The 1,425-nt window shown below is 63.6% G+C and carries 3 protein-coding genes; all 3 read left to right on the top strand.

Annotated elements, in window-relative coordinates:
• Positions 1-100 precede the first annotated feature (100 nt).
• The 3 genes from WEA77_RS01490 to WEA77_RS01480 are packed head-to-tail and all read left to right on the top strand — an operon-like array spanning position 101 to position 1,215.
• Positions 101-322, top strand: coding sequence for a hypothetical protein (locus tag WEA77_RS01490; protein ID WP_368066103.1), 222 nt, complete (start codon positions 101-103; stop codon positions 320-322).
• 12 nt (positions 323-334) lie between these two features.
• Positions 335-883 (top strand): hypothetical protein, encoded by a 549-nt coding sequence (locus WEA77_RS01485; RefSeq protein ID WP_368066102.1) that lies wholly within the window; start codon positions 335-337, stop codon positions 881-883.
• A complete protein-coding gene (locus tag WEA77_RS01480; RefSeq protein ID WP_368066101.1) occupies positions 880-1,215 on the top strand; it encodes a hypothetical protein in 336 nt (111 codons plus the stop codon). Before WEA77_RS01485 ends, WEA77_RS01480 begins: the two co-directional genes overlap by 4 nt.
• Positions 1,216-1,425: the final 210 nt, after the last annotated feature.

Raw genomic sequence — 1,425 nt, 5'->3', positions numbered from 1 at the left:
TCCCATTTTGACCTAAACCTAATATTTTCAGTGACTTAGGAGTTGCTCTCTTTTGGGACCGTGCGCTGTCTGCAGCCATCGCAACGCAACGGAGACCGCCATGAAGACCGCAACCAAGCCCCTGACGAACCACGAAGAATTCTGCCTCAAGAACGCCGCGCACTTTGTCGCCGCCCGCGGCCGGACGCCCGCCACCCGCACGCGCGCGCAATTCGCGACCCTGCCCGAGGCGCAGGCTTACGGCACCGCGATCGGCGACGGCCGGACCATGATCTACGCGGTCACCACCCTCGGGCTTTCCGCCCACATCACCAACGCCTGAAGGAACGGACCCATGAAAACCAAAGCCCTCACCGCCGCGCAGATCGACACACTCGCCCAGCGCGTTTCCGACACGCCGATCGAACCGGCCACCAGTGCCAAGAAGGCGGGCGACGGCTTCGCCCGCTTGCTGGCGGCGAGGATTGGCACCGACCGCGCCGCCCTTGCCTTCACCTCGATCATGACCGCCGACACCTTCGATCAGGCGGAGGCCCGGCTGACCTTGGTGCTGGACTACGGCAACCCCGATCCTTCGGGCGAGACGATCCCGACGCAGGTCGACGAACCGAAGGCCGCGCCCTCCCCGGTTGTCGGCAAACGGCAAGCCGTTCTCGATCAGGCGCAGACCGGTGCGCTGCCGCCCGCCCCGGATTTCTCCAAGCCGACCCACGCCCGCTTTCGCGCCAAGCTGGCCCAGATCGTGGCTTTGGCCGAGGCGGGCGACATCGCCGGTCTGCAGGCCTTTGAGATCAACCCGGTCTCGTCCAGCCCCAAGGCGATGGCGCGCTACCGCGACCTTTGCGTGATCGCCATAACCGCCCGGATGGGGGCAGCAGCATGAAGATCACCCGCGAATTCTGCCCCGGCGATCGCTACGTCTATGATTTCGGGCTCTGCAGCTATGAGAAAGGCTGGGCGCAGGTCGATACGGCGCAGAATGCGCCATACTTCGGGACTTGGGCCAACCCGACCCGGCTGATGATCTTCAACTATTGTGAGGGCGACACGACCTTGAAAGAGGCCGCGTCGCCGGAGGAGTTCGCTGAGGAACTGCGCGAGATCGACGCTTGGAACAGGGCGAACGGCTATAGCCCGGCGCGGATCGATCCGGGGTTTGACCCGGCGATGAAGGCGGCGTTTGAGGGGTTCGGGCTTGCGGATATGCTGCATTGAATGAACGCTTGGATGCGTGTCCCGGATACGCTATATTACGCGCGAAGGAGCACCAGAAATGTCCGTGCAAGATCGCGTCAAGCGTTACAAATCGACCGGCGGCGGTGTGGGCCTCGTCCGGGTCGAAGTGCTTGTGCCGATTGAGGATCGCGAGGAAATCCTGAAACTCGCAGCGGACCTTCGGCGGCAGCGACGCGAAAAGTTGTCGAC

Source organism: Hyphomonas sp., assembly GCF_040882205.1.
In the GTDB taxonomy this organism is placed as follows: domain Bacteria; phylum Pseudomonadota; class Alphaproteobacteria; order Caulobacterales; family Hyphomonadaceae; genus Hyphomonas.
Note: the sequence above shows the minus strand (reverse complement) of the source record. Positions and strands in the feature narration are given on the sequence as shown.

Excerpts from the sequence above, each read along its gene's own strand:
- WEA77_RS01490 (WP_368066103.1), top strand. The coding sequence starts at position 101 with ATGAAGACCGCAACCAAGCCCCTGACGAACCACGAAGAATTCTGCCTC.
- WEA77_RS01485 (WP_368066102.1), top strand. The coding sequence starts at position 335 with ATGAAAACCAAAGCCCTCACCGCCGCGCAGATCGACACACTCGCCCAG.
- WEA77_RS01480 (WP_368066101.1), top strand. The coding sequence starts at position 880 with ATGAAGATCACCCGCGAATTCTGCCCCGGCGATCGCTACGTCTATGAT.